Source organism: Spirillospora sp. NPDC048819, from assembly GCF_040650055.1.
In the GTDB taxonomy this organism is placed as follows: Bacteria; Actinomycetota; Actinomycetes; order Streptosporangiales; family Streptosporangiaceae; genus Spirillospora.
In genome coordinates this window covers 39,743-66,661 of record NZ_JBEZGN010000014.1, presented here as the reverse complement: position 1 = coordinate 66,661, position 26,919 = coordinate 39,743, and the positions used below count along the sequence as shown (strand labels likewise).

The window sequence follows — 26,919 nt, the reverse complement described above, 5'->3', positions numbered from 1 at the left end:
GAAAAGCATGCGCGTGGTCGTAGCGCTCGGGGGGAACGCGCTGGTCAAGCGGGGTGAGACGCCCGACGCGGAACCGCAGCGCCACAACGTCGACCGGGCGGTGCGGTCGCTGGCGCCGCTCGCCGAGCGGCACGAGCTGATCATCACGCACGGGAACGGGCCGCAGGTCGGGGTGCTGGCGCTGGAGAGCGTCAACGACCCGGGCCTGACCCGGCCGTATCCGCTGGACACCGTCGGCGCCGAGACCCAGGGCATGATCGGCTACTGGATGCTGCAGGCGCTGCAGAACGCGCTGCCCGGCCGCCAGGTGATGGCGATGATCAACCAGACGCTGGTGTCGGCGGTGGACCCGGCGTTCGAGAACCCGACCAAGTTCGTCGGCCAGGTCTACGACCGCGACGAGGCGGACAAGCTCGCCGCCGAGTACGGGTGGACCGTCCGGCGGGACGGGGACCTGTGGCGCCGCGTGGTGCCGTCGCCGCGGCCGCAGCGGGTGATCGAGACCCGGCTGATCAGGGAGCTGGTGCGGCTCGGGACCGTCGTGGTCTGCGCGGGCGGCGGCGGCATCCCGGTGTTCCGCAACGACGTCGGGCGGCTGGAGGGCGTCGAGGCGGTGATCGACAAGGATCTCACCGCGTCCGTCCTGGCCGAGAGCATGGACGCGGACGCGCTGCTGATCCTCACCGACGTGCCGTACGTGATGCGCGGCTTCGGGACCCCGGACCAGGAGGCGATCACCCACACGACCCCGCACGAGCTGAGGGCCGAGGACTTCCCCGCCGGGTCGATGGGCCCGAAGGTCGAGGCCGCCGCGAGCTTCGTCGAGCGGACGGGCGACATGGCCGCGATCGGGCTGCTCGACCAGTGCGTGCAGATCCTTGACGGGACCGCAGGGACGATCGTCACCCCCAACGCGACCTGGCCGCTGGCGAGCACGCTGTGACCGCCGGGACCGCGCGGGAGTCCTTCGCGCGCAGCCTCCTGCGGACCAAGCCCGTCGACCGGATCGTCGCCGAGGGCGGGCAGGGCGAGGGCGGCGAGCTGAAGCGGACGATGAGCCTGCTGCAGCTCACCCTCTTCAGCGTCGGCGCGACGCTCGGCACCGGCATCTTCGTCGTGCTCGGCGAGGCGGTGCCGCTGGCCGGGCCGGCGGTCGTGCTGTCGTTCGTCCTCGCCGCCGTCACCGCCCTGTTCTCGGCCCTGTCGTACGCGGAGCTGGCCGGGACGATCCCCGTCTCCGGCTCGTCGTACTCCTACGCCTACGCCACGCTCGGCGAGCTGGTCGCGTGGGTCTGCGGCTGGTGCCTGCTGCTGGAGTACGCGGTGTCGGTGTCGGCCGTCGCGGTCGGCTGGGGCTCCTACCTCAACGCGTTCTTCGACTCCGCGTTCGGGTTCACGATCCCGGCCGCCATCAGCAACCCGCCGGGCGAAGGGGGGATCGTCAACGTCCCGGCCGTGATCGTCGTGCTGTTCGCCACGCTCCTGCTGCTGCGCGGCACGTCCGAGAGCGCCGCCGCCAACACGATCATGGTGTTCCTCAAGATCGGCGTGCTGCTGTTCTTCTGCGCGGTCGCGTTCACCGCGTTCGAGTCGCGCAACCTCGAATCGTTCGCGCCGATGGGCTGGGCGGGCCTCAGCGCGGCCGGATCCAAGGTCTTCTTCTCCTACATCGGCTTCGACGCCGCCTCCACCGCCGGCGAGGAGGCGAAGAACCCCCGCCGCGACCTGCCGCTCGCGATCATCTTCTCGCTGGTCATCGTGACGGTCATTTACGTGCTGGTCGGCCTGGCCGCGGTCGCGGCGATGCACTGGGAGCGGTTCGAGCTGAGCGGCTCGGAGGCGTCGCTGGCGCAGGTGCTGGACGAGGCCACCGGGCAGAGCTGGCCGTCGATGATCCTGTCGCTCGGCGCGGTGATCGCCATCGCGAGCGTCGTCCTCACCGTCATGTACGGGCAGACCCGCATCCTGTTCGCGATGTCGCGGGACGGCCTCGTCCCGCGGGTCTTCCAGAAGGTGAGCCCGGGACGCCGGGTGCCGGTCGCCAACACGATCATCGTGGCGCTGTTCATCGGCATCCTCGCCGCGGTGATCCCGCTCGGCCGGCTCGTGGACGCCACGAGCATCGGGACTCTGTTCGCGTTCGCGCTGGTCAGCGTGGGCGTCATCGTCCTGCGCCGCACCAGGCCCGACCTGCCGCGCAGCTTCCGGACCCCGCTCTTCCCGCTGACGCCGCTGCTCGGCGTCGCGTTCTGCCTGTACCTCATGGTCGGCCTCGGCGGCGCGACGTGGACGGTGTTCCTGCTGTGGATCCTCGTCGGGCTGGCCGCGTACTTCCTGTACGGCCGCCGCCGTTCGCGGCTGGCGTCCGGGCCCGCGGGAAGGAGCCTGCCGTGAACCTCGGCCGGGTGCTCGTCGGCTACGCGCCCGACGACCGCGGTGAGGACGCCCTGGCACTGGCGGCCCTGGTCGCGAGGACGGCGGACGCGCACCTGACCGCCGTGCACGTCCATCCGCCCGCGTGGCCCGCGTACGGCCCCGGCAAGGTCGACGCCGAATGGATCGCCTACCTGCGGGGGCAGGCGGAGGAGGCCCTCGGCCGGGCCGCCGCGCGGCTCGCGGAGCTGGGGGTCCCGGAAGGGAGCGTCGGCGTGCGCGCCCACGTCCACCGGGGCAGCGGGCGCGGGCTCATCGAGGCCGCCGTGGCCGCCGGCGCCGGCCTCATCGTGGCCGGTTCCGCCCCGCGCGGCCGGCGCGGGCGCATCGCCATCGGCAGCACCGCCGACCAGCTATTGCACGGTTCGCCCGTACCGGTCCTGCTCGCCCCGCGCGGCTACGCGGCCGACGCGCCCGCCGAGTTCGAGCGGATGACCATCGCGTACTGGCGACGCCGCGGCGCCGGCGGGCCCCTGCACGCCGCAGCCGGGTTCGCCGAGGCGCTCGGGGTGCCGGTGCGCCTGCTGACGCTGGTGCTGCGGCCGCCGGGGCTCGCGGCGAAGTTCCGCGACGCGGGCGGCGTGATGGAACGCCAGGTGGCGCGGGCGGAGGAGGATCTCGGCCGCGCCGCAGGCCTCGTGGGCGGCGGCAGGCCGGTGGAGCGGCTGACGGCGGTCGGGACGGGAGTCGCCGCGACGCTCGGCTCCGTCGGTATGCTCCGGGGCGAGGTGCTGGCCTGCCTGTCCGGTCATCACGGGCCGCTGCGCAAGGTCTTCCTCGGGGAGAGCTCCGGCAAGATCGTCAGGGCGGCGCCGTGCCCGGTGCTGGTCCTGCCGAGCGGCGCCGGAACGCCGGCCGGACGAGAAAGCCCAGGTTAGGTAAGGCTTACCTGCGTGAGCTATGACATCGGCGATCCGGTGTTTCGGGGGAAGGAATTACGGCACACTGATGTTGTGAAATACGTGAGCGAGGACCAGACGCCTGCCCGGGCCGCCGCCGTGCGGCCTCTCGGCATGCCGTCCGGAGCCGCCCACACCGAGCGTGACACACGCGCTCGGGTGGCCCGGCTGATCCTTGAGCACGGTCCGGTCACGGCGTCCACGCTGGGGGAGCGCGTCGGCCTCACGCCGGCGGCGATCCGCCGGCACCTGGACGCGCTGCTGGCCGAAGGCATGATCGAGGTCCGCAAGGCGAGGGCGACGCAGACACGGCGCGGGCGGGGACGTCCCGCCAAGTGGTTCGCCATCACCGACGCCGGGCGCAGCGCCTTCGTGCACGCCTACGACGACCTGGCGACCGGCGCCCTGCGGTTCCTCGCCGAGACGGCGGGCGACCACGCGGTCGCCGAGTTCGCCCGGCGGCAGATCGCCGACCTGGAGCGGCGGTACCGCCCCGTCGTGCAGGACGCCCCGCCCCAGCAGCGTGTCCGCACGCTCGCCGAGGCGCTGTCGGGCGACGGGTACGCGGCCGCCGCGGCCAAGGCTCCGCAGCCGGGCGGCGGTGAGCAGCTGTGCCAGCACCACTGCCCGGTCGCGCACGTCGCCGCGGAGTTCCCGCAGCTGTGCGAGGCCGAGACCGAGGCGTTCAGCCGGCTGCTGGGCACGCCCGTCCAGCGGCTGGCGACGATCGCGCACGGCGACGGGATCTGCACCACCCACGTCAGCTCCCGCTCGCTGAGCGGGGCGGGCGGGGCCGGCGATCCCGCCGCGAGCGTCACCCCGGGCGGGGACGCGGCAGACGACGAGCGGGGGACGGCGTCCCCCGAACGAACAGAGATCAGTGACGAGGAGTCCGGAGGGATCTCCCTATGACTACTGCAGCCCACCCTGAGCTTGAAGGGCTCGACAGGTACAAGTTCGGCTGGGCCGACTCCGACGAGGCGGGGGCCTCGGCGCGGCGCGGGCTGAACGAGGACGTCGTCCGCGACATCTCGGGCAAGAAGGACGAGCCGGATTGGATGCTCGCCCTGCGGCTCAAGGGGCTGCGGCTCTTCAGCAAGAAGCCGATGCCCTCCTGGGGCTCCGACCTATCGGGCATCGACTTCGAGAACATCAAGTACTTCGTGCGCTCCACCGAGCAGCAGGCCACGTCCTGGGAGGAGCTGCCGGAGGACATCAAGAACACCTACGACAAGCTCGGCATCCCCGAGGCGGAGAAGCAGCGGCTCATCGCCGGCGTCGCCGCGCAGTACGAGTCGGAGGTCGTCTACCACAAGATCCGTGAGGACCTTGAGGAGAAGGGCGTCATCTTCGTCGACACCGACACCGGCCTGCGCGAGCACCCGGAGATCTTCCAGGAGTACTTCGCCTCGGTGATCCCGGTCGGCGACAACAAGTTCGCCGCGCTCAACACCTCGGTGTGGTCGGGCGGCTCGTTCATCTACGTCCCGCCGGGCGTGCACGTGGAGATCCCGCTCCAGGCCTACTTCCGGATCAACACCGAGAACATGGGCCAGTTCGAGCGGACGCTGATCATCGCCGACGAGGGCTCCTACGTCCACTACGTCGAGGGCTGTACCGCCCCGATCTACAAGTCGGACTCGCTGCACTCCGCCGTCGTGGAGATCATCGTCAAGAAGGACGCCCGCGTCCGCTACACGACCATCCAGAACTGGTCCAACAACGTCTACAACCTGGTGACCAAGCGCGCCGTCGCCTACGAGGGCGCCACCATGGAGTGGGTCGACGGCAACATCGGCTCCAAGGTCACCATGAAGTACCCGGCGGTCTACCTGCTCGGCGAGCACGCCAAGGGCGAGACCCTGTCGATCGCGTTCGCGGGCGAGGACCAGCACCAGGACGCCGGCGCCAAGATGGTGCACGCCGCGCCGAACACCTCCAGCAGCATCATCTCCAAGTCGGTGGCGCGCGGCGGCGGCCGCACCTCCTACCGGGGGCTCGTGCAGATCCAGGAGGGCGCCGAGCACAGCAAGTCCACCGTCAAGTGCGACGCGCTGCTGGTCGACCAGATCAGCCGGTCCGACACCTACCCCTACGTCGACGTCCGCGAGGACGACGTGGAGATGGGCCACGAGGCCACCGTCTCCAAGGTGTCGGAGCAGCAGCTGTTCTACCTGATGAGCCGCGGCCTCACCGAGGACGAGGCGATGGCGATGATCGTGCGCGGGTTCGTCGAGCCGATCGCGCGCGAGCTGCCGATGGAGTACGCCCTTGAGCTGAACCGGCTCATCGAGCTGCAGATGGAAGGAGCCGTGGGTTGATGGGGCTCGACACCCGATCCGATCAGCGGCCTCTCTCGACGCTGCACGAGAAGGCGTCGTACGACCTCGGCGACTTCGAGGTGCCCACGGGCCGGGAGGAGGAGTGGCGGTTCACCCCGCTGCGCCGCCTCCGCGGCCTGCACAACGGCACCGCCGAGGCGAACGGCAAGGTACTGGTCGAGGTGGAGGCGGCGCCGGAGGTGACGGTCGAGACCGTCGGCCGCGACGACGCCCGCCTCGGCAAGTCCTATGTGCCGGCCGACCGGGTCAGCGCGCAGGCGTGGACCTCCTTCACCCAGGCCACCGTCGTGACCGTCCCGAAGGAGGCCGTCGCCTCCGCGCCGACCGTGCTGCGGCTGCGCGGCGAGGACGCCTCGGCCGCGGCCTACGGCCACACCACGGTGGTCGTGGAGCCCTTCGCCGAGGCCACCGTCGTGCTGGCGCACCGCGGATCGGCGACCTACGCCGACAACGTCGAGTTCGTCGTCGGCGACGGGGCCCGCCTCTCGGTGATCAGCCTGCAGGACTGGGCGGACGACAGCGTCCACGTGTCCCACCAGCACGCCCGGCTCGGCCGCGACGCCCGGTTCGTCTCGCACAACATCTCGCTCGGGGGCGACGTCGTCCGGATCTCCCCGTCGATCACCTACGACGGGCCCGGCGGCGACGCGGAGCTGTACGGGGTGTACTTCGCCGACGGCGGCCAGCACCTGGAGCACCGCCTGCTCGTCGACCACACCGTCCCGCACTGCCGCAGCCGCGTCGACTACCGCGGCGCGCTCCAGGATCAGGACGCCCACGCCGTCTGGATCGGCGACGTGATCATCCGCGCCGAGGCCGAGGGCACCGACACCTACGAGCTGAACCGCAACCTCGTCCTCACCGACGGGACGCGGGTCGACTCCGTCCCGAACCTGGAGATCCTCACCGGCGAGGTCACCGGCGCGGGGCACGCCTCGGCGTCCGGGCGGCTGGACGACGAGCACCTGTTCTACCTGCAGGCGCGCGGCATCACCTTCGACGAGGCGCGCCGGATGGTCGTGCGCGGCTTCCTCGGGCAGCTGATCCAGCGCATCGAGGTCGCCGAGGTGCGCGACAAGGTCACCGAGGCGATCGAGGAGGAACTGGACGTGAGGGCGGGCGTGCGATGACCTCGACAGCGAACCCCGGTGAGGCCGGAGGGGCGTCCCCCCAGGGGCAGTACGTGAAAGTGTGCGCCCTGGTGGAGATCCCCGTCGACGGGGCCATCGCCGTCGAGGTCGACGACACGCCCATCGCCCTCGCGCGCAGCGGCGACGACGTGTTCGCCGTCAACGACATCTGCTCGCACGCCGAGGTCTCGCTGTCCGAGGGCGAGGTCTACGACGGCACCATCGAGTGCTGGCTGCACGGGTCGTGCTTCGACCTGCGCAGCGGCAAGCCCACCAACCCGCCGGCCACGCAGCCGGTCGCCACATACAAGGTCAAGGTCGAGGACGGCGACGTGTACCTGTCCCTCGCCGCCGACGACTAGGCCCACGACGAAGGAACCACGAGCACTATGGCCACGCTAGAGATCCGCGACCTCCACGTCTCCGTCGGCGACGGCTCCGACGGGGCGAAGGAGATCCTGCGCGGGGTCGACCTGACCGTGAAGGCCGGCGAGACCCACGCGATCATGGGGCCGAACGGCTCCGGCAAGTCCACCCTGGCGTACGCGGTCGCCGGGCACCCCAAGTACCGGGTGACGTCCGGGACCGTGACGCTCGACGGCGAGGACGTCCTCGCCATGTCGGTCGACGAGCGGGCCCGCGCCGGGCTGTTCCTCGCGATGCAGTACCCGGTCGAGGTGCCGGGCGTGTCGGTGTCGAACTTCCTGCGCTCGGCCGTCACCGCCGTCCGCGGCGAGGCCCCCAAGCTCCGCGAGTTCTCCAAGGAGATGAAGCAGGCGATGGACGCGCTGTCCATCGACCCCGCGTTCGCGCAGCGCAGCCTCAACGAGGGCTTCTCCGGCGGTGAGAAGAAGCGGCACGAGATCCTGCAGCTGGAGATGCTGAAGCCGAAGGTCGCCGTCCTGGACGAGACCGACTCCGGCCTCGACGTCGACGCCCTCAAGGTCGTCGCGGAGGGCGTGAACCGGTTCGCGTCCGGCGACACCGGAGTCCTGCTCATCACGCACTACACGCGTGTCCTGCGGTACCTGAAGCCCGACTTCGTGCACGTCTTCTCCGCCGGCCGCGTCGTCGCCGCGGGCGGCCCCGAGCTGGCCGACGAGCTGGAGGAAGAGGGCTACGAGAAGTACGCCGAGCCGGTGCGAGGGGCGGGCGCGTCGCTATGACCCTGAGCGAAGCGAACCAGGACGTGTGGGGGGCCGACCCCCCGCCGGTGGGCGCGCCCCTGCTGCCGGAGGAGCTGAAGAAGGACTTCCCGCTGCTGCAGCGCACGGTGCGCGGCGGGCGCCCCCTGGTGTACCTCGACTCGGGAGCGACGTCGCAGAAGCCCGTCCGGGTCCTGGACGCGGAGCGGGAGTTCTACGAGCGCCACAACGCGGCGCCGCACCGTGGCGCGCACCTTCTGGCCGAGGAGGCCACGGAGGCCTACGAGAACGCCCGCGCGTCGATCGCCCGGTTCATCGGCGCGACGCCCGGTGAGATCGTGTTCACCAAGAACGCCACCGAGGGCATCAACCTGGTCGCCTACGCGATGAGCAACGCCGCCACCGCGGGCCCGGAGGCGCAGCGGTTCGCGGTCGGCCCCGGCGACGAGGTCGTGGTGTCGGAGATGGAGCACCACGCCAACCTCGTCCCGTGGCAGCAGCTCTGCCGGCGGACGGGCGCGACGCTGCGCTGGTTCGGCATCACCGACGAGGGCCGTCTCGACCTGGAGAACCTGGACGACCTCGTCGGCGAGCGCACCAAGATCGTCGCGTTGACGCACCAGTCGAACGTGCTCGGCACCGTCCCGCCGATCGAGCGGATCGTGGCGCGCGCCCACGCCGTCGGCGCGCTCGTCCTGCTGGACGCGGCGCAGTCCGTGCCGCACCAGCCGGTGGACGTGGCCGCGCTCGGTGCCGACTTCCTGGCGTTCTCCGGGCACAAGATGCTCGGCCCGACCGGCATCGGCGTGCTGTGGGGCCGGAGCGAGCTGCTGGCGGCCATGCCGCCGTTCATCACCGGCGGTTCCATGATCGAGCTCGTGCACATGGAGGACTCCACCTTCATGCCGCCGCCGCAGCGGTTCGAGGCGGGCGTCCCGATGACCGCGCAGGCGATCGGGCTCGGCGCGGCCTGCGACTACCTCGCCGAGCTCGGCATGGACCGTGTGCACGCCCACGAGGAGGCCCTGATCGCCTACTCGCTGGAGCGGCTCACCGAGATCCCCGGCGTCCGGATCATCGGCCCCGGCACCACCGAGGCCCGCGGCGGCGCGGTGTCGTTCACCGTCGAGGACATCCACCCGCACGACGTCGGGCAGGTCCTTGACGACCTCGGCGTCGAGGTCCGCGTCGGGCACCACTGCGCGTGGCCGATCTGCCGCCGGTTCGGCATCCCGGCGACCACCCGCGCGACCTTCTACGTCTACAACACCCTCGCCGACGTGGACGCCCTCGCCGACGGGGTGCGGCAGGCCCAGAAGTTCTTCGGCACCACCTAGCGGAACACGCCGGCCCTGGGCCCGGTTGTAGCGAGAAAGGCTTGGAAAGGACGACATGCAGCTGGAGGCGATGTACCAGGAGGTCATCCTGGACCATTACCGCAACCCCCATCACAAAGGGCTGCGGGAGCCGTTCGAGGGGGAGGCCCACCACGTCAACCCGACCTGCGGTGACGAGGTGACGCTGCGCGTCCACCTGGACGGCGGAGGTCAGGACGCCGTGGTCGCCGACGTCTCCTACGACGCCATGGGCTGCTCGATCAGCCAGGCCAGCGCTTCGGTGATGGCCGACCTGATCATCGGAAAGTCCGTCAAGGAGGCGATGGCGGTCGGCGAGGAGTTCCTGGCGCTGATGCAGTCGCGCGGCCGGGACGTCGAGCCCGACGAGGACCTCCTCGAGGACGCCATCGCCTTCGCCGGGGTGTCCAAGTACCCCGCCAGGATCAAATGCGCCCTGCTCGCCTGGATGGCGTGGAAGGACGCGACCGCCCGCGCACTCGGAGAGGCAACATGACCGATACGCCCGCCACCGGCACCGTCCCGGATGAAGAGATCCTTGAGGCGCTCAAGGACGTCGTCGACCCCGAGCTCGGCATCAACGTCGTCGATCTCGGACTGGTGTACGGCGTCAGCCTCGCCGACGAGGTCGCCACCCTGGACATGACGCTCACCAGCGCCGCCTGCCCGCTCACCGACGTGATCGAGGACCAGACGCACAGCGCGCTGGAGGGCCTCGTCAAGGACGTCAAGATCAACTGGGTCTGGCTCCCGCCGTGGGGCCCCGACAAGATCACCGACGACGGCCGCGACCAGCTGCGCGCCCTCGGCTTCAACATCTGATCCGCTGATCCGCACCGCGTGCTGAGGCCGCACCCCGCCCCGGGGCGCGGCCTCTTCGCGCGCCGTGCTCCCGCCGGGCGGGCTCATCCACCCCGGATGTCCTCCGCCGGGGGCCGGGCCGCCTCGGGCGTCTTGGGCTTGGCCGGCCAGAGGGTGTGGGTGATCGGCCACAGCGACCAGATCGCCAGGACCATCCCGAGGCGGCCGAGCCAGCCCACCAGGGCCTCGGTGCGGCCGGAGTCGCCGACGAGGACGATCATCGCGGCGAGGAGGCCGCAGGCGATGGCGGTGGCGACGGCGGCCTTGCCGAACTCGCGCCACTCGTGGCGGGTGCGCGCCCGGCCGTGCTTCGGCTTGCCGCGGGGCGGCGCGCCGCCCGCGAAGCGGTGCGCGAAGCGCTCGTCCGCCCAGCGGACCATGCTGTGGCCGAACGCGATCGAGTAGCCGAGGTACGCGGCGGCCAGGCCGTGGCCCGTGCCGGCGGTCGCGCCGCCGCGCAGGTCGATCACCGTGGCGGCCAGCAGGACGAGATCGACCAGCGGGACGCAGAGCAGGAGCGCCGCGCCGGTCCGCGGCATCCGCAGCGGGTAGCGGGCGAGGAGGCCGGCGGCGAGCACGACCCAGAAGCCGACCTCGCAGCCGATGATGATCGCGATGAGCACGTGGAATCCCTTCTCGCCGGGTTCCATCGTCCACCCCCTCAAGGGGCGGTCCGTCGTTCTGGGTGAGGTTTCGGGTGTCGTTCGAAGGATGTACGCGGACCTCCTCGCGTGGGTGGACGAGGCACGCCCGCGGGGATGCTGAGATGTATGCGTGCACAAGGTCCGACGTCTCACCACCGGGCAGGACGCGCTGATCGCCGCGGCCGCGCTGGCCGGGGGCCTGCTGATGCTCGCGGTGCACGGTTACTCGAGGTGGTCGCCGGAGTGGGATCCCTCGCTCTGGGGGCGGCTCGTCCCGCTGGCCGGGCTGTGCTCGACGATGCTGCTGAGGCGGACGGCGCCGCTCACCGGGCTGGCCCTGGCGACGCCGTTCAACTTCGCCGACGTGGTGCTCGGGCCCAGCATCGCCACGGCGATGATCTACGGGGACGCGCTGTACGCGGCGAGCGTGTACGGGCGGCGGCGGACGGCCGAGTGGCTGCTCGCGACGACCGTCCTGGCGTCGCTGGCGGTGGCGGCCGGGGTCGGGATCGCGTTGCGCGAGTTCCCCGCCGGCGTGGTCGGGGGCGCGGTCGCCGGGCTGGTCTGGGTCGCGCCGGTGCTGACCGCGATGGCCGTCCGGGAGCACCGGTTCAGGGCGGAGGCGGAGCGGCAGCGCGCCGAGCAGGTGGCGCGGCTGGCCGAGATGGACCGGCTCGCCGCGGTGAACGCCGAGCGCGCCCGGATGGCCCGCGAGCTGCACGACGTGGTCGCCAACCATCTGAGCGCCGTGGCCCTGCACTCCTCGGCCGTGCTGAAGGTGCGCGACCTCGACCGGGGCGGGATCGAGCGGGCCATGGAGGTCATCCGTGAGAACAGCGTGCGGGGTCTCGCCGAGATGCGCCGGATGATCGGGCTGCTGCGGGACGGGGACTCCGCGGACCCGGCGGCGCGGCCGCGGCTGTCGGAGCTGGAGCCGCTCGTCCGGCACACCGCCAGGTCCGACCTGTCTGCGGGGCTGGAGATCGCCGGGGAGCCGCCCGAGCTGTCCGCGGCGGTCGAGCTGGCCGCGTACCGGATCGTCCAGGAGTCGCTGACGAACGCGCTGAAGCACGCCGGTCCGGGCCGCGCCGAGGTCCGGGTCGAGTACACGCGGCGGCGCGTGGTGATCGACGTGCTGAGCCCGCTCGGGCAGGACGGGTCGCGGCTGCCGGGCACGGGCAGCGGGCTGGTCGGGATGCGCGAGCGCGCGGTGATGCTGGCCGGGGAGTTCGACGCGGGACCGGACGGCGGCCGGTGGCGCGTGCACGCCGAACTGCCCGTCGACCAGCAGGTCGCGGAGGCGTCATGATCGAGGTGGTGGTCGCCGACGACCAGGCGGCGGTGCGGGCCGGGCTCGTTCTGATCCTCGGCGCGGCCCCCGGCGTCCGGGTCGTCGGCGAGGCCGCCGACGGTGCGGAGGCGGTGGAACTGGCCCGCGAGCTGCGCCCGGACGTGGTGCTGATGGACGTCCGCATGCCCCGGCTGGACGGCATCGCCGCGACCCGGGAGATCGCGGGTTTCACCGACGTGCTGGTGCTGACGACGTTCGACATGGACGAGTACGTGTTCGGTGCGCTGCGGGCGGGCGCCGCCGGGTTCCTGCTCAAGGACGTGGACGCCGACCGGCTGGTGGAGGCGGTGCGGACCGTGGCGGCGGGGGAGGGGATCATCGCGCCGAAGGTCACCCGGCGGCTGATCGGCGCCTTCTCGTCCCGGCCCGCCGCCCCGGCGGAGGCGGCCGGGCTGTCGGAGCTGACGCCGAGGGAGCGGGACGTGTTCGCGTGCCTCGGCGAGGGCCTGTCCAACGGGCAGATCGCGGAACGCCTGGGCATGGCCGAGACGACCACCAAGACGCACGTCAGCCGCATCCTCGGCAAACTCGGGCTGGCGAGCCGCGTTCAGGCGGCCATTCTCGCCCAGGAAACGGCCGTGTCCGGGTTCTCCCGGCATGACCCGCTCGAAGGATCACCCGGGGCGGGCTGACGCCGCAGAGACGATCTCAGCGCGACAGGCCGCGGATCAGGTCGGCGACGCGGACGATGCCCAGGCAGCGGCCCACCTCGTCCACCACGACCAGGTCGTCGTAGACGCGCTCGTCCTCCTTCCCGGCGGCCCGCAGCGCCGCGACCGCCGGGACGGTGCGCGGCACCGGGCGGGGCGGGTCGGCCAGCCGCGCGGCGGGCCTGCGGGCGTGCAGCGCGTGCCCGTAGGCGCCGGACAGCCGCAGCAGGAAACGCGTCCGGTCGACCGCGGACCGTGGCCGCTGCCGTTCGTCGACCAGGACGATGCTGGTGATCCCGGTCTCGGCGTTCAGCGCGTCGAGCACCTCGCCGGCGGTCGCCGTGTGGGGCATGGTCACCGCCGGGAGCGTGAACTCCGAGACCCGCGGCCCGAGCCCCGCGTCCGCCCGGACGGGTTCCTCGCGGGCCGCGACCGGGATGGTGACCGGCGCACCCGGCAGCCACCCCGGCGGTGCGAGCGCGGGGCCCTGGACGAGCCGCACACCGGCGTCGCGCATGTGCAGCACCTGCTCGCGGGTCGCCATCTGCGGCGCCAGGACGTGCGTCTCCAGCCGGTGCGCCAGCTCGACCAGGCTCCGCACCAGCGCCGCCCGGCGCGGCTCGCCGACCGCTCTGCGGGCCAGTTCCGGGTCGAGTTTCAGAAGGTAGGACGTACCGTCCGCGAGAAGGTCCAGGGGCGCGTGGGCGGCGCCGAGGCCGGCCAGCGCGACGAGGTACCCGGCCGCGCGCAGCCGCGCCATCGCGGCGGTGACGGGCGGGCGCATCGCGGGCGGGAAGCCGCCCGCGACGCAGATGATGATCTCCTGCGGGCGCCGGCCGGTGTCGCCGAGGCCGTGGTGCAGTTCGGCGAGGAGGTCGTCGCCGCCGGAGAGCGTCTCGGCGCGCAGGCCGATCTGCAGCGGCAGCGGGGTGCCGAGGCCGGCGGCGGCGCGGGCCGCCTCCACGGCGCGGCGCACGTCCTCCGACGCCGGATCGAAGCGCATCGGACCGGTCGAGCCGGGCGGCGCCGCGTGCGCCTCGACGGCCACGACGGTGCCGGTGCCGAGGTCGACGACGGGCCGGAACACCGCCCGGGCCGGGAGGAGGGCGTCTGGGACTTCGACGGCTGACACAGCCGCATCATGCCGCCCATCAGGCCCTGAAACCGGACTTGTAGGAAGAAGTTAACCCACAGTTCGCATGGGCTCAGAGGCCGCGGCCGCCGGCGAGCGCCGACAGGAAGTAGGTCACCCCCGCGACCGCGGCGAGCCACACGTAGGCGGTGATGTCGGCGCCGCGCAGCGACTGGACGATCAGCGCGCCGACCACCGCGACGGTCAGCACGTCGCCCGTCATCGCGGCGGCCCGCAGGTGCGCGCGGGCCCGGGTGCCGGACCCGAAGCCCTCGCTGACCGGCAGCGCCGGTTCGTTGCGCCGGTACGCCAGGTACGCCGCGTAGCCGGCCAGCGCGGCGAGCGCGACCAGGGCCGTCCCGGACCGCCCGTCGGCGGCGAGCACGGCCCCGACCACCACACCGGCGCTCAGGACGAGCCCGGGTACGGCCCACCGGCCGAGACTGCGGCGTTCGGGAGCGATCCACATGGTCCTCATCCTTCCCGATCCGGGGTCAAGGCGAGCCGTCAACGCGCCGGGGCCTGTATCTTCTCGCTCCGTGGCGCAATTTCGGATGAACGGCTCGAAGATGCTCGCCGTCGACCTCGGCGGCGAGACCATCAGGGCGCTGAACGGATCCATGGTCGCCTACGAGGGCCAGATGGCGTTCAAGCGGCAGGGCATGACGGGTGGCGAGGGCCTTCGCGGCGCCCTCAAACGCAGGATCGCCGGTGAGGGCATGACCCTCATGGAGGTCACCGGGCAGGGGACGGTCTACCTGGCGAGCGAGGCGACGGAGGTCACGCTCGTCCAGCTCGCCGGCGACACGCTGTTCGTGGAGTCGGAGAGCCTCCTGGCCCTCGACGGGAATCTGCAGACCGGCGTCCATTTCGTCGGGCTGCGGGGCATGGGGACCGGCCAGGGGCTCGCCACGACCAAGGTGGAAGGGCACGGGACGGTCGCCGTCCTGTCGGAGGGGCCGGCGATCGCGCTGGAGGTGTCGCCCCAGTCGCCGCTGTGCGTCGACCCCCACGCCTACGTCTGCCATCACGGCCAGCTCCAGCAGGACGTGGTCACCGACGTCAACTGGCGCACGGTGATCGGCCAGGGATCGGGGGAGAGCGTGCAGTTCCGGTACTCGGGACACGGGCTGGTGTACGTCCAGCCTTCCGAACGCGGCGGAATTCTGGAGATCTGATGCCGGGCTACCAGTCGATCAACCAGAAGATGCTCCAGGTGCCGATCGGGCCGGGCCAGGAGGTCTACAGCAAGCGCGGCGCGATGCTCGGCTACACCGGGCCGGTGTCGTTCGCGCCGTCCACCACCGCCGGGCAGGGCATCGGCGGCACCATCGGACGCGCCGTCGCGGGGGAGCGCACCGCGATGATGCACGTGACCGGGCAGGGCAGCGTCCTGTTCGGCCACGCCGGGCTGGAGATCACCGTCGTCGACCTGAACGGCGCCGACACGCTCTACGCCGAGGCCGACCGGCTGCTCGTGCACGACGCCTCGCTGCAGGTCGGGACGATGTTCATGGGCGAGCAGGGCGGTGTGCGCGGCATGGTCCGCGGCGCGGTCACCGGGCAGGGCCTGTTCACCACGACGCTGATGGGGCACGGCTCGTGCGCGCTGCTGTCGCACGGCGGCGTGATGGAGATGCCGATCAGCCCGCAGCGTCCCGTCCACGTCGACCCGCAGGCGTACGTCGCGCACCGCGGCCAGGTGGAGAACAAGCTCACCACGGCGGTGGGCCTGCGCGAGATGATGGGGCGGGGCTCCGGCGAGGGCTTCCAGCTCCAGCTGAGCGGCACCGGCGTCGTCTACGTCCAGGCCAGCGAGAGGAAGATCTGACCCGTGAGCATGTTCGGCACGCAGACCTGGAACGCCGGGACGCTCCCGTCCAACGACAACGTCAACCCCTACGCCTTCAGCGTCGACCTCAACGGGCAGTGGTTCGCGCAGAAGGGCAAGATGATCGCCTACTACGGGCAGATCAGGTTCGAGGCGCTGTCGGCGGGGCCGCTGGACTCCCTCGTCGCGCACACCTTCAACTCCCCGCTGTACGCGCAGGACTGGATCGTCGCGCAGGGGCAGGGCAAGCTCGTCCTCGCCGACCGCGGGTTCGACGTCAACTCCTTCGACCTCGACAACGGCAACCTCACGGTCCGGGCCGGGAACCTCCTGGCGTTCGAGCCGGGCCTGGAGCTCAAGCAGTCGATCATCCCCGGGTTCCTGACGCTGATCGGCACGGGGCGGTTCGTCGCCGCCTCCAACGGCCCCGTCCACTTCGTCGAGCCGCCGATCAGGATCGACCCGCAGGCACTGCTCGGCTGGGCCGACTGCCCGTCCCCGTGCCACCACTACGACCACTCCTACATGCGCGGTGCGTTCGGCGCCGCCCGGATGATCCTCGGCGTCGGCGGCTCGTCCGGCGAGGAGCACCAGTTCGACTTCACCGGCGAGGGCACCGTGCTGATGCAGTCGTCCGAGGTCGTCATGCGCGAGGACGTCCTGCTGCGCGACCTCGAAGGCCAGATCGGGCTGGTCGGCACGTCCGGGCTCCAGCGGCTCCAGCAGACGATCGCCCAGCGGCTCGCCGCCGAGCGCCAGGGGTGAGGCGGGAGGCGCGGCCCGAGGCGGGTCACACCTCCGGCTCGGGTGCGGGCTTCATCACGTTGAACGGGACGCCGAACGGGTCGCGGACGGCGGCGTACCGGCCGTACGGGCTGTCGACCGGCTCGGAGTCGACGGTGCCGCCGCCGTCCCGGACCGTCCGGACCGCCGCGTCGGCGTCGTCGACCGCGAACGTCGTCGTCCAGGACGGGACCGGGCCGTCGCCGCCGACGTAGCGGCCGTCGGGACGACGCAGGACGGTGTAGTCCATGTCGCCCGGCATCGGCTCAAGCTCGTACCCGAACACCGCCTTGTAGAACTCGCAGGCGGGTCCCGAGTCGGTGGTGACCAGCTCGTTCCAGACGAACGATCCCGGCTCGTTCACGATCCGGGAACCGGGGTGGCTGCGGCCCTCCCACAGGCCGAACTGCCCGCCCTGCGGGTCCTTGAGGATCGCCATGCGGCCGAGGTCCATCACGTCCATGGCCGGGACGACGACCTCCGCGCCCGCGTCGGCGGCGCGCTTGACGACGCCGTCGCAGTCGTCGGCGGCGAAGTAGACGGCCCACCAGTACACGTCGGGCTGGTCCTCCGGGTTCAGCATCATCCCGGCGACGGACTCCCCGCGCAGGAGGCACTGGTTGTAGTGCCCCGCCTCGGGGCCCGCGTCCTGGAACTCCCAGCCGAGGAGCGTCCCGTAGAACGTCCTGGCGCGGTCGATGTCGGGGACGCCGATGTCGAGCCAGTTGGGCGTCCCTTCCGCCACGTTGCTCGTGACCTGGGTCATCGCGCTCACACTCCTTCGTCTCGTGCCGCCGCACGCCCCTCACTCCCATCCTGGCCCCGAGCTCGGCGTTCACACATCGGATCCGGATCGATCGGCGCGGGACGGGCGGCGGGGCGGGGCCCGCAGCCCGTCCCGTACACTGGACGAATGGTTCCGCTCCCGAACTGACAGTGCGCCAGGCGCGCCCCGGTCCCACGGTGACCGTGCGGCGCGCCTCTTCGTGCCTGTCCACCGAGCCGTCCGTCAGGGGAGCCCTGTCACTGTGATCATCGCGAAAGACATCGAGCTGCGCGCCGGACCCCGGCTGCTGATCGAGACCGCCACGTTCCGGGTCAACCCCGGCGACCGGGTGGGTTTCGTCGGCCGCAACGGCGCCGGCAAGACCACCCTCACCAAGGTGCTGGCCGGGGAGGCGCTGCCCGCGCAGGGCGCCGTGACGTCCTCCGGCACCATCGGCTACCTGCCGCAGGACCCCCGCGACGTCGACCTCACGGAGCTGGCCCGCGACCGCATCCTGTCCGCCCGCGGGCTGGACGAGGTCATCCGCAAGCTGCGCGCCGCCGAGGACGCGATGGCGGCCGCGTCGGGCGCCGACCGCGACAAGGCCGTCCGCCGGTACGGCCGGCTGGAGGAGCGGCTGCACGTGCTCGGCGGCTACTCCGCGGAGGCCGAGGCCGCCTCGATCGCCTCCAGCCTCGGCCTGCCGGACCGCGTGATGACCCAGCCCCTCGGGACGCTGTCGGGCGGCCAGCGGCGCCGGGTGGAGCTGTCGCGCATCCTGTTCTCCGGCGCCGACACCCTGCTGCTGGACGAGCCGACCAACCACCTGGACGCCGACTCCATCGTCTGGCTCCGCGACTTCCTGAAGTCCCACCAGGGCGGCCTCGTCGTGATCAGCCACGATGTGGAGCTGCTGGACGCCGTGGTCAACCGGGTCTTCCACCTGGACGCCAACCGCAGCGTGGTCGACATCTACAACGTCGGCTGGAAGAAGTACCTGGAGCAGCGCGAGACCGACGAGCGGCGCCGGAAGCGCGAGACGGCCAACGCGCAGCGGCAGGCGTCGGCGCTGCTGTCGCAGGCCGACAAGATGCGCGCCAAGGCCACCAAGGCCAAGGCGGCCCAGCAGATGGACCGGCGCGCCCGGAGCCTGCTGGCGGGCGTCGAGGGGGAGCGGCGGGCCGACAAGGTCGCCAAGATCCGCTTCCCGGAACCGGCACCGTGCGGCAAAACCCCCCTTACCGCGGAGGGTTTGTCGAAATCGTACGGATCTTTGGAGATTTTCACCGACGTGGACCTGGCCGTCGACCGGGGCAGCCGCGTGGTCATCCTGGGCCTGAACGGCGCGGGCAAGACGACCCTGCTTCGCCTGCTGGCGGGCGTCGACGAGCCCGACACCGGGTCGGTGGTGGCCGGTCACGGCCTGCGGGTCGGCTACTACGCCCAGGAGCACGAGACCCTGGACGTCGACCGGTCCGTCCTGGAGAACATGCAGTCGGCCGCGCCCGGCATGGCGCCCGTCGAGGTCCGCAAGATCCTCGGCTCGTTCCTGTTCTCCGGCGACGACGTCGACAAGCCCGCGGGCGTCCTGTCCGGAGGCGAGAAGACCCGGCTGGCGCTGGCGATGCTGGTGGTGTCGAGCGCGAACGTCCTGCTGCTGGACGAGCCCACCAACAACCTCGATCCGGCCAGCCGCGCGGAGATCCTCGAGGCGCTGCGGACGTTCGCCGGGGCGATCGTCCTGGTGACCCACGATGAGGGCGCCGTCGGCGCGCTCGCGCCGGAAAGAGTGATTTTGCTGCCGGATGGTGTGGAAGACATCTGGAGTGACGAGTTTGCCGATCTGGTGGCGCTCGCGTGACCTGCGGGGTGACTTCCGCAGATCTTTTCTGGCCGAGTGGGTAGCCGAACCGGCGGGAATGACTGATCATGGCGGGGGATAACGCAGCGGTCACCACATCACTACGGGAGGTACTCGTGGCCGAGACCCTTAAGAAGGGCACCCGCGTGACCGGTGCCGAGCGCGACAAGCTGGCGGCGGACCTGAAGAAGAGGTACGACTCCGGCGAGAGCATCCGCGCCCTGGCAGCCGCCACCGGCCGCTCGTACGGTTTCATCCACCGGATTCTGACCGAGTCCGGCGTCAACCTGCGCGGTCGCGGCGGCGCGACCCGGGGCAAGAAGTCCTGAACGGACCCCGGCCCCCGGATGAGCGCACCGCCTGAACCGGCGCCGCGACCGGCCGAGTAAGGTTCGGTCGCGGCGGCGGACAGGCGCCGGGTCCCGCCCCGTGGACGGCGGGGCGGGCCCGTGGTGCTCATCGAAAGGGAGGCCAATGGCGGACGCGAACACGGACGGACGGCCGGAAACGGTCACGGATCCGGCGGTGCTCGACCCGGCCGTAATCGATCGGCCCGTGCTTGATGAGGACGTGCTTGATGAGGGCGTGCTCGATGAGGGCGGGCTGCGGTTCGAGGTGGACGGCGCCGTCGCGACCGTCACGCTGAACCGGCCCGAGCGGCGCAACGCGATGACGTTCGCGACCTGGCGCGGCCTCGCGGCGATCGGCCGCTCCCTGCCCGCCGGCGTCCGCGTGGTCGTCCTGCGGGGCGAGGGCCCGAGCTTCTCGGCGGGCATCGACCTCGGCATGTTCTCCGGCGAGGGCGAGGGGTTCGCCGACGGCTCCGACCCCGAGGCCGCCGACCGGTTCATCGCGGAGCTGCAGGAGGGCTACACCTGGCTGCGCCGCCCCGAGATCGTCACCGTCGCGGCGGTGCACGGCCACGCCATCGGCGGCGGCTTCCAGCTCGCGCTGGCGTGCGACGTCCGCGTGATCGCCGACGACACCAAGTTCTGCATGAAGGAGCCCGCGCTCGGGCTCGTCCCCGACCTGACCGGCACCAAGCCGCTCGTCGAGGTCGTCGGCATCGGGCGGGCGCTGGAGCTGTGCCTCACCGCCCGCACCGTCCTCGCCGACGAGGCGTCCCGGATCGGGCTCGCCGAGACGGTCGTCCCGCGCGACGGCCTGGACGACGCCGTCCGCGACCTGGTCACCGCGCTGCTCGCGGTGAACCCCGGCGCCGCCGTCGCCACCAAGCGGCTGCTGTGGCAGGCCGCCGAGAACACCCTCGAAGAGCAGTGCGCCGCCGAGCGGCGCGAGCAGATCGGCCGGCTGCGCGAGCTGTTCGCGCGCTGATCGCCGGATGGCGGCCCGCCGCCCGTTCCCTCAGCATGTTGCGGAGGTGGACGGCGGCGGGCCGCCCCGATGGGCGTCCATGGGGACGGCCCGCCGCGACCGCGTCCGGCCTAGCCGTACCTAGCGCAGGGCTCTGCGGCCGCCGCCGGCGAGCGGCAGCAGGATCCGGCTGACGCCCGGCTCGACGGTGACCTCGGTTCCGGCCGGGTAGCGGAGCGTGTAGTCGTAGTCGGTGGACAGCACGATCACGCCGATCCGGTGTCCCGGCTCCACGGTGTAGTCAGTCGGCTGGAGGTCCCACCTGAAGGTGTAGGTCTGGCCGGGCCTGATCGGCTCCGTGCGGGCCGGATCATGCCGGTTCCGCGCGTCCAGCCAGCCCCGCGTGATGATCTTGTAGGGGGCCGTCTCGGTCTCCAGGGCCTGGCGCGTCGTGCAGCCGTCGTCGCCCGGCACGCCCTGGCCGTAGCAGACGCGCTCACCGGTGTCGGTGCGGCGGCCCGTGGGGCGGGTTCCGGTGCCGTAGTCGACCAGCAGCGCCGTCAGGTACGGCGAGCGCCCGTCGAGGGACGCGCGCAGCGTGATCCCGGGTGTGCCGTTCACCCGGACGGGCGCGTGCAGCGGCGGCGTCAGGAACGCCAGGCGCCCCGGATCGGCCCGGTCCTCGTTCACGAGGAGCTGCTCGGCCGTGCGGGTCCTGCCCTCGTCGACGAACGACTGCGTCGCGCCGCGGCGGGGCCACAGGGCCAGCCTTCCGGGCTGACCGGAAGGTCCGGCGTTCAGGGCGAGCGGCACGGTGCGGGTCCCCGGGACCGGCCAGTCCCGCGCGGTCTCCCACGTCCCGTCCGCGTGCTGGACGTCGACGCGGGGCTCGTGCTCGATGCCGTTGCGGATACCGTACAGGTAGCGGTCGAACCAGCGGTGCGTCTGCCGCAGCCACTCCTCGACACGCCAGCGGAACGGCGTCGCGTGACTGCCCTGGTGCAGCCACAGCTTGAGGGGGACACCCGCCTTCTTCAACGCGTTCCACCACTGGACGGAGTTCTTCGTCTTCACGTTCCAGTCGTTCAGGCCGTGCACGACCATGACCGCGGCCCGCACGTTCTTGGCCTGGCCGACGTAGTCACGAGCGGCCCAGACCTCGCTGTAGTCGCCGGTCTCGCGATCCTGCGCCGCCTCGATCCCGTCGATGATCTCCGCGCAGACCTCCGGGTTCTCCCGGGTCAGCACGTACTTGGCCAGGACGTCCAGGTCCTCGCCCTGGAAACCACCGGGGGCGAGGACCCCGCCGTTCGCGCGGTAGTAGTCGTACCAGCTGGAGATCGCCGCGATCGGGACGATGGCCTTCAGCCCCGTCACGCCCGTCGCTGCGGCCATGTTCGGCAGCGTCCCGTTGTACGACTGCCCGATCATGCCGACGTCGCCGGTCGACCAGTCCGCCGTGACGGGCGTCCCGTCCGGCGCCCAGCCCCGGGCGCGGCCGTTCAGCCAGTCGACCGCCGCCTTGGCGCCGGCCTGCTCGCTGCGGTCCCCGGAGGTCGGGCAGCCGGTGGAACCGCCCGTCCCGATGCTGTCCAGGTCGGCGACGGCGTACCCGCGCGGCAGGAAGTAGTTGTCGTAGTACCCGGGGAACAGGGCGGCGAGGTTGCGCTGCGGCGCGGCGAAGGCCCCGGCCCGCGCGTCGCCTATGTCGACGGGGTGGTTGACGACGTCGTTGCCGCCGGCCCAGTACGGGCTCGGCTCCAGGATCGTCGGGACCTTGAGGCCGGCGGTGTCGGTCTCCTTCGGGCGCATGATCCGCAGCTGCACGCGGTCCCGGACCCCGTCGCGGTCGCTGTCGGCGGTGGTCTCGATGTTGACGGTCTGGGTGACGGCGTCGGCACGGGAGAAGACCGGCTGTGTCTCGCCGCCCTTCACGGTGGGCGCCGTGCCGGAATGCCGTCCGGGCGGCGAGGACCCGGTGGGGCCGGCCGCCTCGGCGGGGAGCGCGGTGAGGGCGAGCAGCGCCGCGGTGAGGGTGGCCACGCCGGCGCCGCCTCGCGGGAGGCGTTGTGTCATCGGGGCTCCCGGGGGGTGTGAGCCTGACGAAAGGGGTTGATCACTTTTACTCCGCCGGTGAACCGAAGTCCACCGTCCTCCAGCCCCCGTCCACTCGTGGTTACGCCAAGAGCGGACGCGGGAAGGGGGGCTGTCCGGCGCGCGTTGTCCCGGCCGGATACTGAGATGCTTACTTGATTACGTTCATGCGCGGCCGCCGCTCCCGCGGTCGCGCGGCGGACCTCGGAGGCGTTTGTGGGAATGCCGGGAATGCCGGGCAACGGCTGGCAGGTGATGGCCTCGTTCCGCAAGGACAGCAGCGTCACCCGGCAGAAGCTCAAGCCCGGCACGGTCGGGCGGATCGCGGGGTACGCCCGTCCCTACGTCCGGGAACTGGGGCTGTTCCTCGCCCTGAACTCGCTGTCGGCGCTGATCGTGGTCGCGAACCCGCTGCTGCTGAAGGCGATCATCGACCGCGGCATCGTGCAGGGACGGCAGAGCCTGGTCATCTGGCTCGCCGTCGCCGTCGCGGGGCTCGCGCTGGTGGAGGCCGTCCTCGGCCTCGTGCAGCGGTGGTACTCGGCGCGCGTCGGCGAGGGCCTCATCTACGACCTGCGCAGCCAGGTGTTCGCGCACGTCCAGCGGCAGCCCGTCGCGTTCTTCATGCGGGCGCAGACGGGCTCGCTCGTCAGCCGTCTCAACAACGACGTCATCGGCGCGCAGCGCGCCCTCACCACCACCCTGTCGTCGGTGGTCTCCAACGTGATCAGCCTGATCCTGGTGGTGGCCACCATGCTGATCCTGTCGTGGCAGGTCACGCTGATCGCGCTGCTGCTGCTGCCGATCTTCATCCTGCCGGCCAAGTGGGTCGGCAAGCGCCTCCAGCGCGTCAGCCGTGAGCAGATGGTGCTGGACGCCGAGATGGGCTCGCTGATGACCGAGCGGTTCAACGTCGCCGGCGCGATGCTCGCCAAGCTGTACGGGCGGCCCGCCGAGGAGGAGGAGAACTTCTCCGGGCGCGCCGCGCGGGTCCGCGACATCGGCATCATCGCGGCCATGTACGGCCGGGTCTTCTTCACCGCGCTGACGCTTGTCGCGGCCCTGGCCACGGCCATGGTCTACGGCGTCGGCGGCGCGCTCGCCGTCAACGGCGCCCTGGAACTCGGCACGCTGGTCGCGCTGGCGACCCTGCTGACCCGGATGTACGGGCCGCTCACGGCCCTGTCCAACGTCCACGTGGACGTCATGACCGCGCTGGTCAGCTTCGACCGCGTGTTCGAGGTGCTCGACCTCAAGCCGCTGATCCGCGACCGCGACGACGCCCGCACGCTCGGCGAGGCGCGCGGGCCCGCCGGGAACGGCACGCGCCTGACCAAGGACGTCAAGGAGAACGTCAAGCTCGCCAAGGCCTCCGAGGGCAGCGCGGGATCGGGGGGCCGGGGCGCGCCGTCGATCGAGTTCGACCACGTCCGGTTCGCCTACCCGTCGGCGGACGAGGTGTCGCTGGCCTCGCTGGAGTCGATCGCGCGCACCGACACCGCCCCCGGACGCGAGGTCCTGCACGACATCGACTTCACCGCCGAGCCCGGCCGGCTCGTCGCGCTCGTCGGGCCGTCCGGCGCGGGCAAGTCGACGATCACGCACCTGGTGTCGCGGCTGTACGACGTCACCGAGGGCGCGGTGCGGATCGGCGGCGCCGACGTCCGCGACGTCACACTCGAATCGCTGCGCGCCGAGATCGGCGTCGTAACCCAGGACGCGCACCTGTACCACGACTCGATCCGCGAGAACCTGCGCTACGCCCGCCCGGACGCCACCGATGAGGAGATCCACGACGCGCTGGAGGCCGCGCAGATCGGCGGCCTCGTCGCCGACATGTCCGAGGGCCTCGACACCGTCGTCGGCGACCGCGGCTACCGCCTGTCGGGCGGGGAGAAGCAGCGTCTCGCGATCGCCCGGCTGCTGCTCAAGGCGCCGTCCGTGGTGGTGCTGGACGAGGCGACCGCGCACCTGGACTCCGAGTCCGAGGCGGCCGTGCAGCGGGCGCTGCGCACGGCGCTGGCCGGGCGGACGTCCCTGGTGATCGCGCACCGGCTGTCGACGATCCGGGAGGCCGACCTGATCCTGGTGATCGACGACGGCCGGGTCGCCGAGCGCGGGCGGCACGAGGAGTTGCTGCTGCAGGGCGGCCTGTACGCCGAGCTGTACCGCACCCAGTTCGCGCACCAGCGCGACGAGGAGCGCCAGACCGAGCCGCTCGGCGCGGAGTAGCGGCGCGGGCGGACCGGCCGCCGGGCGGACTCAGGCGTCGGAGCCGAGTTGGTAGCCGAGCCGCCGCAGCTCGGTCCCGGCGACCTTCTCGACCTGGGCGGCCTGCCGCGGCGTCAGGCGGTCCCGCCATGATCCGACACCGTGGTCGTCGCTCGGCGCCCCGACGCGGACCAGCCCCGTCAGGGCCGTCTTGGACAGCGGCGCGTCCAGGTACTCCGACAGGTCCGTGCCCACGCGGCGCGGCCTGGCCACCAGTTCCTCGTAACGGACGGTGAACAGCTGGTCCTCCGGGACCTGCCGGCGGAGTTTCGCGCTCAGCCGCACCGCGCCCCGCCAGCGCAGCGCGCACTTGACGGCGGTGGCCGCGCGCGGCCACCGGTTCCGCTCGGTGTGGTCCTCTACGCCGAGGAACGGGTTGGGGAAGACCGTGTCCAGGTTGGCCAAGCCCGGCTTGAACCAGGCCAGGCAGCGTTCGTCGTCCAGCATGTCGGCGACGACGTCGCGGCCGTCCCGGATCACCTGCACGAGCTGCGCGTCGGGGAAGGCGTCCAGGAGCACGTCCGTGCTGTAGATCAGGTCGGGCGACGCGTCGGCGAACCGGGCCAGCCCGCGCGGCTCGACGCACGGCTCCGGAAGGTCGCCGGGCTGGCCGGGACGGCCGGCCGCGGCGGACGGCCGCGGTGGCAGCCCGCCCAGCTCACGGCACTCGTCCGGGCATTCCGCGCAGCCGCGGGGTGACACCAGCCACGCCTCGGCGTAGGCGTCGCGGAGCACCCGCGCCGCCCCCTTCCCGCGCTCCGTCGCGATCGACGGCTGCCGGGCGAACGCGTAGGTGACGCGCAGCACACCGGGACGGCCCGTCGTCAGGTGGAATCCGGGGGAGCGCTTGACCGCGCGCGCCAGCAATCCCGCACCCGAGTGCGGCGCGCCCAGGATGAACACCGGGCGGCGGACCTTGGTGCCGTTGATCACCAGGATGTGCGGCGTCGACCTCATACGGGGCCAAGTTTGTCACCTTTTGAGGCCTGCTCCGTCCGTGACCCTCCGTAAGGGCCGACCGATATCCATCTGTTAAACAGGGCGAACCCGGCTGGACCCGGCCGGGGCGGGCAGGTTCGCCCGGGACCTACCATGGGGAAGATGGACGCTCCCCTGACGCTCGCCGAACTTTTGCCGAAGGCCGAGGCGATCACGGTCCTCACCGGCGCCGGGATATCCACCGACAGCGGCATCCCGGACTTCCGCGGTCCGCAGGGCGTCTGGACGAAGGACCCGGCGGCGGAGGCGATGTCCACGATCGGCGCCTACCTCGCCGACCCGGAGGTGCGGCGCCGCGCCTGGCGGTCCCGGCGCGGCAGCCCGCTGTGGGACGCCGAGCCGAACGCCGCGCACGCCGCCCTCGTCGAGCTGGAGCGGGCCGGGCGGCTCCGCGCCCTGATCACCCAGAACATCGACGGCCTGCACCAGCGCGCCGGATCGGGCGACGCGACGGTCATCGAGATCCACGGCACCGTCCGGGACGCCGTGTGCTTGTCCTGCGACCTGCGCACCCCGATGCCGGAGATCTTCGAGCGGCTCGACGCGGGGGAGGACGACCCGCCGTGCGTGGAATGCGGCGGCGTTCAGAAGTCCGCGACGATCTCGTTCGGCCAGGCCCTGGACCAGGACGTCCTGGACGCGGCCGTCATCGCGGCGCGCTCCTGCGACCTGTTCCTGGCCGTGGGCACGTCGCTGACCGTCCAGCCGGCCGCCGGGCTGTGCCTGGAGGCCGTCGACCACGGCGCCCGCCTGGTGATCATCAACGCGGAGGAGACGCCGTACGATGGGCTGGCCGACGCGGTGCTGCGCCGGCCGATCGGCGAGACCCTGCCGCGTCTCGCCGGCATCGCGCTCGGTACCGGGCGATGATCTGTTGGCGGGTCGTGACCGTGCGCCTCTTCCACTGGCGTCCGGATCCTGACAAGCTCTATCCGTTGCGGTGCGAGGAGGGATCGGGTTGAAAAGCGGGGGCGCCCGCGCGGAGGCGGTCCAGGGGCCGGCCGACGCGCCCGCCGTCGGCGTACCCGGCGGACTGCCGCAAACGCGACAAACCCGCA

27 protein-coding genes are annotated in these 26,919 nt (G+C 72.0%); 21 read left to right on the top strand and 6 right to left on the bottom strand.

The annotated features are described in order from the left end of the window. Nucleotides 1-7 precede the first annotated feature (7 nt). From arcC to AB0C35_RS20195, 11 genes are all read left to right on the top strand, one after another. The gene (gene arcC / locus AB0C35_RS20245; RefSeq protein ID WP_358457950.1) at nucleotides 8-943 is read left to right on the top strand and encodes a carbamate kinase; all 936 of its coding nucleotides are present in this window, start codon (nucleotides 8-10) and stop codon (nucleotides 941-943) included. Then, entirely contained in the window at nucleotides 940-2,394 is a 1,455-nt protein-coding gene (locus AB0C35_RS20240) for an amino acid permease (RefSeq protein WP_358457948.1), read from the top strand. The genes arcC and AB0C35_RS20240 overlap by 4 nt, the downstream gene beginning before the upstream one ends. Then, nucleotides 2,391-3,311 (top strand): universal stress protein, encoded by a 921-nt coding sequence (locus tag AB0C35_RS20235; RefSeq protein ID WP_358457946.1) that lies wholly within the window; start codon nucleotides 2,391-2,393, stop codon nucleotides 3,309-3,311. The genes AB0C35_RS20240 and AB0C35_RS20235 overlap by 4 nt, the downstream gene beginning before the upstream one ends. Nucleotides 3,312-3,446: 135 nt before the next feature. Continuing rightward, on the top strand, nucleotides 3,447-4,244 hold the full coding sequence (locus AB0C35_RS20230; protein WP_358458172.1) for a metalloregulator ArsR/SmtB family transcription factor: 798 nt from the start codon (nucleotides 3,447-3,449) through the stop codon (nucleotides 4,242-4,244). Further along, the gene (gene sufB, locus AB0C35_RS20225; protein WP_358457944.1) at nucleotides 4,241-5,653 is read left to right on the top strand and encodes a Fe-S cluster assembly protein SufB; all 1,413 of its coding nucleotides are present in this window, start codon (nucleotides 4,241-4,243) and stop codon (nucleotides 5,651-5,653) included. The genes AB0C35_RS20230 and sufB overlap by 4 nt, the downstream gene beginning before the upstream one ends. Beyond that, the gene (sufD, locus tag AB0C35_RS20220; protein WP_358457942.1) at nucleotides 5,653-6,804 is read left to right on the top strand and encodes a Fe-S cluster assembly protein SufD; all 1,152 of its coding nucleotides are present in this window, start codon (nucleotides 5,653-5,655) and stop codon (nucleotides 6,802-6,804) included. Before sufB ends, sufD begins: the two co-directional genes overlap by 1 nt. Then, nucleotides 6,801-7,166 (top strand): non-heme iron oxygenase ferredoxin subunit, encoded by a 366-nt coding sequence (locus AB0C35_RS20215; RefSeq protein WP_358457940.1) that lies wholly within the window; start codon nucleotides 6,801-6,803, stop codon nucleotides 7,164-7,166. Before sufD ends, AB0C35_RS20215 begins: the two co-directional genes overlap by 4 nt. 27 nt (nucleotides 7,167-7,193) lie before the next feature. Beyond that, nucleotides 7,194-7,970, top strand: a complete 777-nt coding sequence (gene sufC / locus AB0C35_RS20210) for a Fe-S cluster assembly ATPase SufC (RefSeq protein ID WP_358457938.1) — start codon at nucleotides 7,194-7,196, stop codon at nucleotides 7,968-7,970. Beyond that, nucleotides 7,967-9,286: a cysteine desulfurase gene (locus AB0C35_RS20205; RefSeq protein ID WP_358457937.1), complete on the top strand. Its 1,320-nt coding sequence runs from the start codon at nucleotides 7,967-7,969 to the stop codon at nucleotides 9,284-9,286. Before sufC ends, AB0C35_RS20205 begins: the two co-directional genes overlap by 4 nt. A gap of 55 nt (nucleotides 9,287-9,341) precedes the next feature. Then, nucleotides 9,342-9,800: a Fe-S cluster assembly sulfur transfer protein SufU gene (sufU, locus tag AB0C35_RS20200; RefSeq protein WP_358457935.1), complete on the top strand. Its 459-nt coding sequence runs from the start codon at nucleotides 9,342-9,344 to the stop codon at nucleotides 9,798-9,800. Continuing rightward, nucleotides 9,797-10,126 (top strand): metal-sulfur cluster assembly factor, encoded by a 330-nt coding sequence (locus AB0C35_RS20195; protein ID WP_358457933.1) that lies wholly within the window; start codon nucleotides 9,797-9,799, stop codon nucleotides 10,124-10,126. Before sufU ends, AB0C35_RS20195 begins: the two co-directional genes overlap by 4 nt. Nucleotides 10,127-10,209: 83 nt before the next feature. Here the strand turns inward: AB0C35_RS20195 and AB0C35_RS20190 are convergent, their stop codons facing one another. Next, nucleotides 10,210-10,815: a hypothetical protein gene (locus AB0C35_RS20190; RefSeq protein WP_358457932.1), complete on the bottom strand. Its 606-nt coding sequence runs from the start codon at nucleotides 10,813-10,815 to the stop codon at nucleotides 10,210-10,212. Between the two features lie 124 nt (nucleotides 10,816-10,939). On the opposite strand from AB0C35_RS20190, the gene AB0C35_RS20185 reads away from it, so the two are divergent. Both AB0C35_RS20185 and AB0C35_RS20180 read left to right on the top strand, forming a co-directional pair. After that, nucleotides 10,940-12,118 carry a sensor histidine kinase gene (locus AB0C35_RS20185; RefSeq protein ID WP_358457930.1) on the top strand — a complete coding sequence of 393 codons (1,179 nt, stop codon included), beginning with the start codon at nucleotides 10,940-10,942 and terminating at the stop codon, nucleotides 12,116-12,118. Next, nucleotides 12,115-12,792 carry a response regulator transcription factor gene (locus AB0C35_RS20180; protein WP_358457928.1) on the top strand — a complete coding sequence of 226 codons (678 nt, stop codon included), beginning with the start codon at nucleotides 12,115-12,117 and terminating at the stop codon, nucleotides 12,790-12,792. The genes AB0C35_RS20185 and AB0C35_RS20180 overlap by 4 nt, the downstream gene beginning before the upstream one ends. Nucleotides 12,793-12,808: 16 nt before the next feature. Here the strand turns inward: AB0C35_RS20180 and AB0C35_RS20175 are convergent, their stop codons facing one another. Together AB0C35_RS20175 and AB0C35_RS20170 are read right to left on the bottom strand one after the other, a co-directional pair. Then, nucleotides 12,809-13,942, bottom strand: coding sequence for an EAL domain-containing protein (locus AB0C35_RS20175; protein WP_358457926.1), 1,134 nt, complete (start codon nucleotides 13,940-13,942; stop codon nucleotides 12,809-12,811). A gap of 73 nt (nucleotides 13,943-14,015) precedes the next feature. Further along, on the bottom strand, nucleotides 14,016-14,411 hold the full coding sequence (locus tag AB0C35_RS20170) for an ABC transporter permease (protein WP_358457924.1): 396 nt from the start codon (nucleotides 14,409-14,411) through the stop codon (nucleotides 14,016-14,018). Nucleotides 14,412-14,481: 70 nt separating this feature from the next. Between AB0C35_RS20170 and AB0C35_RS20165 the strand changes: the two genes are divergently transcribed. From AB0C35_RS20165 to AB0C35_RS20155, 3 genes are read left to right on the top strand one after another with little or no spacing between them, the layout of a single operon-like run. After that, nucleotides 14,482-15,120: an AIM24 family protein gene (locus AB0C35_RS20165; protein WP_358457922.1), complete on the top strand. Its 639-nt coding sequence runs from the start codon at nucleotides 14,482-14,484 to the stop codon at nucleotides 15,118-15,120. Beyond that, nucleotides 15,120-15,773 carry an AIM24 family protein gene (locus tag AB0C35_RS20160; RefSeq protein WP_358457920.1) on the top strand — a complete coding sequence of 218 codons (654 nt, stop codon included), beginning with the start codon at nucleotides 15,120-15,122 and terminating at the stop codon, nucleotides 15,771-15,773. The genes AB0C35_RS20165 and AB0C35_RS20160 overlap by 1 nt, the downstream gene beginning before the upstream one ends. Before the next feature lie 9 nt (nucleotides 15,774-15,782). Then, a complete protein-coding gene (locus tag AB0C35_RS20155; RefSeq protein ID WP_358458170.1) occupies nucleotides 15,783-16,538 on the top strand; it encodes an AIM24 family protein in 756 nt (251 codons plus the stop codon). 25 nt (nucleotides 16,539-16,563) lie between these two features. Here the strand turns inward: AB0C35_RS20155 and AB0C35_RS20150 are convergent, their stop codons facing one another. Then, a complete protein-coding gene (locus tag AB0C35_RS20150; RefSeq protein ID WP_358457918.1) occupies nucleotides 16,564-17,322 on the bottom strand; it encodes a VOC family protein in 759 nt (252 codons plus the stop codon). Between the two features lie 262 nt (nucleotides 17,323-17,584). Between AB0C35_RS20150 and AB0C35_RS20145 the strand changes: the two genes are divergently transcribed. From AB0C35_RS20145 to AB0C35_RS20135, 3 genes are all read left to right on the top strand, one after another. Then, on the top strand, nucleotides 17,585-19,183 hold the full coding sequence (locus AB0C35_RS20145; RefSeq protein WP_358457916.1) for an ABC-F family ATP-binding cassette domain-containing protein: 1,599 nt from the start codon (nucleotides 17,585-17,587) through the stop codon (nucleotides 19,181-19,183). Between the two features lie 116 nt (nucleotides 19,184-19,299). Next, nucleotides 19,300-19,512, top strand: a complete 213-nt coding sequence (locus tag AB0C35_RS20140; protein ID WP_021596738.1) for a helix-turn-helix domain-containing protein — start codon at nucleotides 19,300-19,302, stop codon at nucleotides 19,510-19,512. 241 nt (nucleotides 19,513-19,753) lie between these two features. Next, on the top strand, nucleotides 19,754-20,518 hold the full coding sequence (locus AB0C35_RS20135; RefSeq protein ID WP_358457913.1) for an enoyl-CoA hydratase/isomerase family protein: 765 nt from the start codon (nucleotides 19,754-19,756) through the stop codon (nucleotides 20,516-20,518). Between the two features lie 120 nt (nucleotides 20,519-20,638). Here the strand turns inward: AB0C35_RS20135 and AB0C35_RS20130 are convergent, their stop codons facing one another. Continuing rightward, nucleotides 20,639-22,573 (bottom strand): Xaa-Pro dipeptidyl-peptidase, encoded by a 1,935-nt coding sequence (locus AB0C35_RS20130; RefSeq protein ID WP_358457911.1) that lies wholly within the window; start codon nucleotides 22,571-22,573, stop codon nucleotides 20,639-20,641. 249 nt (nucleotides 22,574-22,822) lie between these two features. Between AB0C35_RS20130 and AB0C35_RS20125 the strand changes: the two genes are divergently transcribed. After that, nucleotides 22,823-24,823 carry an ABC transporter ATP-binding protein gene (locus AB0C35_RS20125; protein WP_358458168.1) on the top strand — a complete coding sequence of 667 codons (2,001 nt, stop codon included), beginning with the start codon at nucleotides 22,823-22,825 and terminating at the stop codon, nucleotides 24,821-24,823. A 30-nt stretch (nucleotides 24,824-24,853) separates the two neighbouring features. Here AB0C35_RS20125 and AB0C35_RS20120 read toward each other — a convergent pair whose 3' ends face one another. Next, a complete protein-coding gene (locus AB0C35_RS20120) occupies nucleotides 24,854-25,819 on the bottom strand; it encodes a sulfotransferase (RefSeq protein WP_358457909.1) in 966 nt (321 codons plus the stop codon). A 144-nt stretch (nucleotides 25,820-25,963) separates the two neighbouring features. Here AB0C35_RS20120 and AB0C35_RS20115 point away from each other — a divergent pair, with 144 nt between their 5' ends. Beyond that, a complete protein-coding gene (locus AB0C35_RS20115; RefSeq protein ID WP_358457907.1) occupies nucleotides 25,964-26,731 on the top strand; it encodes a Sir2 family NAD-dependent protein deacetylase in 768 nt (255 codons plus the stop codon). Nucleotides 26,732-26,919 lie beyond the last annotated feature (188 nt).

Excerpts from the sequence above, each read along its gene's own strand:
- arcC (WP_358457950.1), top strand. The coding sequence starts at position 8 with ATGCGCGTGGTCGTAGCGCTCGGGGGGAACGCGCTGGTCAAGCGGGGT.
- AB0C35_RS20230 (WP_358458172.1), top strand. The coding sequence starts at position 3,447 with ATGCCGTCCGGAGCCGCCCACACCGAGCGTGACACACGCGCTCGGGTG.
- sufB (WP_358457944.1), top strand. The coding sequence starts at position 4,241 with ATGACTACTGCAGCCCACCCTGAGCTTGAAGGGCTCGACAGGTACAAG.
- sufD (WP_358457942.1), top strand. The coding sequence starts at position 5,653 with ATGGGGCTCGACACCCGATCCGATCAGCGGCCTCTCTCGACGCTGCAC.
- AB0C35_RS20215 (WP_358457940.1), top strand. The coding sequence starts at position 6,801 with ATGACCTCGACAGCGAACCCCGGTGAGGCCGGAGGGGCGTCCCCCCAG.
- sufC (WP_358457938.1), top strand. The coding sequence starts at position 7,194 with ATGGCCACGCTAGAGATCCGCGACCTCCACGTCTCCGTCGGCGACGGC.
- AB0C35_RS20205 (WP_358457937.1), top strand. The coding sequence starts at position 7,967 with ATGACCCTGAGCGAAGCGAACCAGGACGTGTGGGGGGCCGACCCCCCG.
- sufU (WP_358457935.1), top strand. The coding sequence starts at position 9,342 with ATGCAGCTGGAGGCGATGTACCAGGAGGTCATCCTGGACCATTACCGC.
- AB0C35_RS20195 (WP_358457933.1), top strand. The coding sequence starts at position 9,797 with ATGACCGATACGCCCGCCACCGGCACCGTCCCGGATGAAGAGATCCTT.
- AB0C35_RS20190 (WP_358457932.1), bottom strand. The coding sequence starts at position 10,815 with ATGGAACCCGGCGAGAAGGGATTCCACGTGCTCATCGCGATCATCATC.
- AB0C35_RS20180 (WP_358457928.1), top strand. The coding sequence starts at position 12,115 with ATGATCGAGGTGGTGGTCGCCGACGACCAGGCGGCGGTGCGGGCCGGG.
- AB0C35_RS20170 (WP_358457924.1), bottom strand. The coding sequence starts at position 14,411 with ATGTGGATCGCTCCCGAACGCCGCAGTCTCGGCCGGTGGGCCGTACCC.
- AB0C35_RS20160 (WP_358457920.1), top strand. The coding sequence starts at position 15,120 with ATGCCGGGCTACCAGTCGATCAACCAGAAGATGCTCCAGGTGCCGATC.
- AB0C35_RS20155 (WP_358458170.1), top strand. The coding sequence starts at position 15,783 with ATGTTCGGCACGCAGACCTGGAACGCCGGGACGCTCCCGTCCAACGAC.
- AB0C35_RS20150 (WP_358457918.1), bottom strand. The coding sequence starts at position 17,322 with ATGACCCAGGTCACGAGCAACGTGGCGGAAGGGACGCCCAACTGGCTC.
- AB0C35_RS20130 (WP_358457911.1), bottom strand. The coding sequence starts at position 22,573 with ATGACACAACGCCTCCCGCGAGGCGGCGCCGGCGTGGCCACCCTCACC.
- AB0C35_RS20125 (WP_358458168.1), top strand. The coding sequence starts at position 22,823 with ATGCCGGGCAACGGCTGGCAGGTGATGGCCTCGTTCCGCAAGGACAGC.
- AB0C35_RS20120 (WP_358457909.1), bottom strand. The coding sequence starts at position 25,819 with ATGAGGTCGACGCCGCACATCCTGGTGATCAACGGCACCAAGGTCCGC.
- AB0C35_RS20115 (WP_358457907.1), top strand. The coding sequence starts at position 25,964 with ATGGACGCTCCCCTGACGCTCGCCGAACTTTTGCCGAAGGCCGAGGCG.